This window comes from Microcoleus sp. B7-D4 (assembly GCF_036705125.1).
GTDB lineage: Bacteria > Cyanobacteriota > Cyanobacteriia > Cyanobacteriales > Microcoleaceae > Microcoleus.
Genome location: NZ_JAUBTT010000200.1, coordinates 1 through 5,416, shown reverse-complemented (window position 1 = coordinate 5,416; position 5,416 = coordinate 1). Strand labels below are relative to the sequence as shown.

2 protein-coding genes are annotated in these 5,416 nt (G+C 44.6%); one reads left to right on the top strand and one right to left on the bottom strand.

Features of this window, described 5'->3' with window-relative positions; all coding sequences use genetic code 11:
* Nucleotides 1-1,124 precede the first annotated feature (1,124 nt).
* Nucleotides 1,125-2,012, top strand: a complete 888-nt coding sequence (locus QUB12_RS36475) for a PEP-CTERM sorting domain-containing protein (protein ID WP_333310963.1) — start codon at nucleotides 1,125-1,127, stop codon at nucleotides 2,010-2,012.
* Between the two features lie 294 nt (nucleotides 2,013-2,306).
* Here QUB12_RS36475 and QUB12_RS36470 read toward each other — a convergent pair whose 3' ends face one another.
* A complete protein-coding gene (locus QUB12_RS36470) occupies nucleotides 2,307-4,961 on the bottom strand; it encodes a C39 family peptidase (protein ID WP_333310962.1) in 2,655 nt (884 codons plus the stop codon).
* Between the last annotated feature and the right edge of the window lie 455 nt (nucleotides 4,962-5,416).

Below are 5,416 nucleotides of genomic sequence, written 5' to 3'. Positions count from 1 at the left end.
CTGGGACCTGTCTGATGAGTGTGCTATATTCAGATTGTTGCCGATTGTCGGGGATTGTCTGGATTAAAAGTATCAGTCAAGATAGTCAACGAACTGTCGGCGATATATTAACAGGATTTAAAAATTTGATTGATTTATGCAGCGCATAAGAGTGCAGAAACCACCGGCCGAGTTAGAAGGAACCCGCGATGCCTGCAGCGGATGTAGAACCGGAAGTTGATTGGGTGTGCTAAAAACCTGCGATCGTTCTTGCCGTATGATTTTTTTTGACTATCCAATTCTCGCTTTGTGCGGCACTTAGAGAAAAAGTGCTGACTCATGAGAGCCTGTTGGGTGGAACGCTTATGGTAATATTAGTAAAATTGTTATGCGCGCTCGGCATTTGAGGAGTTGGAGGAATGAAGTCATCCCAACCCAGGTAATTATAATTATTAGACAGATCCAGCAAAGCCTGTCTTGAACAGGCAGGACGCCTGTTCCACAATAATTATTGGAGAGGTATATGGAACAGGGCTGGCGATGAAAGACAATTTATGAAAATTATTAATCAAACAATCGAATTATTAATAGAATCCGGCATCGGCATCTACAACATCACGCCCACTTTTGTCAAAATTAATTGGTAATTGATAAAAAATCAATTAAGTCGATCGGCAGGAAAAAATAATAATATCTTGTAGAGGCGGGTACCGCCTATATCTCGACTAGCAGGCAGTTTATTGCTGTTCTCAACCGCCCAAACCCGGTAGTCGGTTTATTTGCACCTACAGGACTTATGCAGCTTCACTACAATACTGTGCCTGCGTAAGTCCTGTATAGCAATCCTAAGTAAGTTGTGTAATTCTTGTAGGGGCAAAACCCACGCCCGGTTGCCCCGCCTTGGGTGGGGTAGGCAAAGAAAGGCACTACCCGTACATATTTTTACAACTGATGCGAGGATTGCGATATTTAGCTACTGGCATTGGTTGGGTGTTTTAAGCAATCTATTTAATATGATGCAATTGCCAGACCAAATTTTTAGCAAAACTTTAAGAAATTCGGCCTGAAGGTATGATTTACTAAAAATTAAAAACTGTCGAGCGAGCAGACTTGACAATTTAACAATGATTCCCAGGGAGCATTTTATGAAATCCATTGCTAAAAACAGCATCCACTGGACTTACTCAGTGGCTATTTTCTGTACCCTTTTCGCACTACAGCAACAAAAAGCTACAGCAGCAACGCTATCTCATGGCTGGCATTATGCGATCGATTCCTTCAACGACGGCGTGACAGGGCCCCAAATCGGCGGCGGGGAATTTGAATTTTACGGCATCGCCATCAAAGAAACATCAGATACAGCTTTCATCGCCATCAATTCTAATCTAAGTTTAGCAGGATATGCCGACCCACTAGCTCAAAGAGGCAACATCAACTACGGCGATTTATTCTTCAATTTTTCCGGTCAAAACTTCAATACAGCTAACGCAAACGGCAGCTTGTTTGGTATCCGCTTTGCCGAAGGAAATGACTCCGGCGTGGCGACAACAGGCGTTTACAAGGATGTTACCGCTAAAAGCGTTACCCAAACTAACTCTGGTTTTACCAATTTAAATCAATTCAATACGGTAGTGGCATCTCAAGGCGGAACCCCATCAATGGGCGATTTAGCTGCCACAGACCCCTATTTTCAACAAACCGGAAACTCGACTATTCTCAACTCAATAGCTACGGGTACAAAAGTAGGAGAAATCAATTTTTTAACACCAGCGACTTTGAGTGTCCTCGGTGTTAATTTCGCTCAGTTTAATGCCGTAGGTTCTCAAACCATTGGATTCAGTTTCAATAAATCATCAATGCCTTCGGGGAACTATATTGCTAACTTTTTTGCCGAGTGCGCTAACGATGCGATCGCTATTCAAGGATCGTTTGAGGCTGTACCGGAACCTTCTACTTGGTTTGGTACTTTAGTAGGATTGAGCTTTTTAGGTATGGGGGCTGCAAAACGCAAAATTAAGCGCAAGATTTCCTAAGTTAGGTAGGGTGTGCATTAAGTACCTTACGAATAGCTGTTATACCAAATTTTTATGAGGCCCCGTAGAATCTGATCCCCCCTAAAGAGGGCGGGCACGGGGAGTAGGGGTCGCACCGCCCCTACAAGGGGGGGGACAAGATTCTTCTCAAAGTCAACCCCTACTCCCCAACAACCAGGGGGAGTAGGGGGTATGCGAGGGGGAGCGAGATATGTGCAACTTCACATTAAATTGGTATTATGCACACCTTACGAATAGGCGTAGTGCCTCACAAATTGCCAACAGTAGAGTAGACTATCGAGAAATAAAATGCGCCCAAACATTCCCATCTGGCCCAGCAACTTGATTGACGTAACTGTAGGGATACATCAACTTTCTCCCCTCAGTATCGCTGTAACCAGTGAGTGCATCTCCCCAAGGATCTTGCACGATATAACCCTGAGAATTGTAGCCAATTAAAGTAAGAATGTGACCGGCCGCAGTAAAATCTCCTGCTAAAACTACTGGTCGCCGATTCAGCAATTCCGATCGCACCGAGGCCCACGTGCGAGTCGTACTAAAACTCGTCTTAAACCCGTAAGCCTGAATCAGCGCCGAAAGCACGCTGTGATCGGTTTGAGAACCCTGGCCGGCATAGTCGAAACACCACTGCAACAACTCATCCTCCAACTGTCCGCCCCACTGAGAACGAACGCCGTAGTAATAAAATACCATCGCGATCGAAGTTACGTTGCAAGTAGACCAGTCAAAACGCGGATTGTCCCGCTGCGAAAAATACGGCACGTTCAATTCCACATTGTTCGGAACCGGATCGAAAATTTTATCTCCCCGCTTGAACTGAACAAAACTAGGAAAAACATAACCTGTATTGCCCAAATTCGGCAGTTCTTCAGTCAGGGAAACTTTCAGGTGAGATCCTTCCGCACCGTAGCTGTTCACGCCGTAAACTCGACCTAAAGGCAGCGTAGTTTTCTCGGTACTGCTCAGGTTAGCAGAATCTACCGGCCGCTTTTTAAAGACAGTTGCTTGCAGGATTGTCATCGTCAAAGCATCGGGGTCAAAGGGAACCTCTTTGCCGTCTTTTTTAATTTTAACGTCCTGCCAATAAATAAATCCGATATTGCCGAAACCGGGAATAGATTCGGCGAGAGTTACTCGGAAATGCCCCAAAATGCAGGCATAACCAGTAATGGCATAGGTAGTGCCTAAAAGTAGGTCAGCCATTTGATCGGCAGGCAGTTTCGATGAATCTTCGGGTTTAGCTTTAATCTGAGTTGTTTGAGTTACCAAAAGTTGAGCGCTGACGTTGCTATTCGGTACGTCAGCCAGGTCAAATCTCAGGATTTGAGTACCTTTGGCCAACTGAACGTCGGGTTCATAAAAATAGCCAAAAGTGCCGATCGGTGAAATTGCTGAATCCACAACCACCTTGAGATGCCCGTCAATAAATCCGTATTTGCTAACGGCCAAAGTCTGGCCTGCTTTGACAAAAACTTTTTGCTGATTGTTGAGCCGGGAAGAATCAAGGGGAGCTACCTTAAACAAAGTGTCAGAAAGTATCTTTAAGGTCAAACCTCGTCCGACAGTTAGCGGATCGGAAGTTACGGCAATGTAAATTATTTGGCTGCCAGTAACGTTGCCTTTGCTGTCAGTTGCCCGCAACCTGAGCCACCGAGCTCCCGCTACGCTAAATCCTTTAGACAAATTAACTTGCCAAGTGCTGGCCTCTTGGTTTAGCGTGACGCTTAGGGGAAATGTATCCTCAGCTATCACCTCAATTTTTGCTGTTTTTTCTCGGTCAAAAGTACCCCGAAGGACGATCGGCTGATTTACCAAAACTTCTGACGGCCCTTGATAAGTTAAATTCGGAGCGGGATTGAAAGATTTGCCACCGCGGCTGAATTGCACAAAATCGGGATAAATGAAACCCGTATTGCCAAATTGCGGCAAATTCTCGGTCAGCGAGACTTTAATGTGGCTTTGTTCGATCGAGAATCCGGCAATTCCGTAAATCATTCCCGCCGGCAAGGTAATTTTTTCTTGAGGTGGCAGGCTAGCGGCATTTACCGGCCGCTTTTTAAACACAGTCGTTTTGATGATTGTCATCGTAACTGCATTTCTATCATACTCAATTCCCCTCCCGTCTCGCAAAATTTGGAGGTGCTGCCAGTACAGAAATCCCGAAGTTCCTAAGTTAGGAACTGCCCGCTCAAAAGCGACTCGGAAATGGTTTTCCACGCAAGCGTAGCCAAGAAGATTGAAAGTTTCTCCTGCGTTAAATTGTAATTTCTGAGTTGCTCCTAAAGTTGCAGAATCTGCGGGGGTTAACTTTAACCAGGTCTTTTTGATCACCCACAGTAACTGCATTCCACGCGGCGGGGTCGGCAACTCGGCGCGATCGAATATGAGAATTTTTGCGCCTTTGGTTATAAGTACGTGTTTTTCATAGAAAAAGCCAGAGGTTCCCACCGGAGTAATTGGATTATTTAGTTGAACATTCAGATGTCCATCTTCTAACTCGTAGTCCCTAATTTGATAAATTTTACCTGCTGGTATTTCCGCTTTTTGCAGGTTGTTAAGATTGCTTGCGGGCAGTGTTCCGACTTTGAATGCGGTATCTCTGAGAGTAATTAACGTCAAAAATTGAGCGGGTGATCCAGAAGCAGGATTAACTTTGATGTTAATTGTTTGTTGACCGATAACTTGGCCGGTCTTATCACTTGCCCTCACCAGCAATGTGCGAGTTCCTGCGCTAGGGAATCCTTTTTCTAAACTGATGTTCCAAATGCCTCTAGAGAGATTTCTCCCGACATTCAGGGCATTTGAGCCTTCTGTTGCTGAAATCGCTGCCACTAGATTTGTGTCAAAAGTGCCAAGTAACACAGCGGCCCTATTGACCTCAATTTCTCGCGGGCCTAAGTAACTCAAAATAATTTTGCTGCTTGTCATTATATATCCCCCTATCTAATTAATTATTCAGCTAAAGCAAGGATAACTTCTGATTTTATCAAACACAATGACCTGAACCAGGACAAAATCGCCCCTAGATTCAGCCTACGGGCGGTTAATGCCTTTTCCAGCATAAGTTTTTAATTATTGGCGGGATCTGCGCCACAAATCTCACTTTAGGCGTACAATAACCACCTTAACCAAATATATGCCTGGTTGAGCGGATTTGTGGTGCAAGTCTTAAGGGAAGGAATTTAGTTCGAGTCGGTTGTTTCCCGCTGAACCCTTGATCCCTCACTGGCTGAGTCAATCGATTTTAGATTTTAGATTTTAGATTTTAGATTAAAGAATTGAAGCATTGACCCCACGGATGAATCCGGGGGCTTGTATCCTGGATGCTTTCGGTCAGGGCTTAGGATCGCGAATTAAATAACTTACAATTTTAATTGTTATTG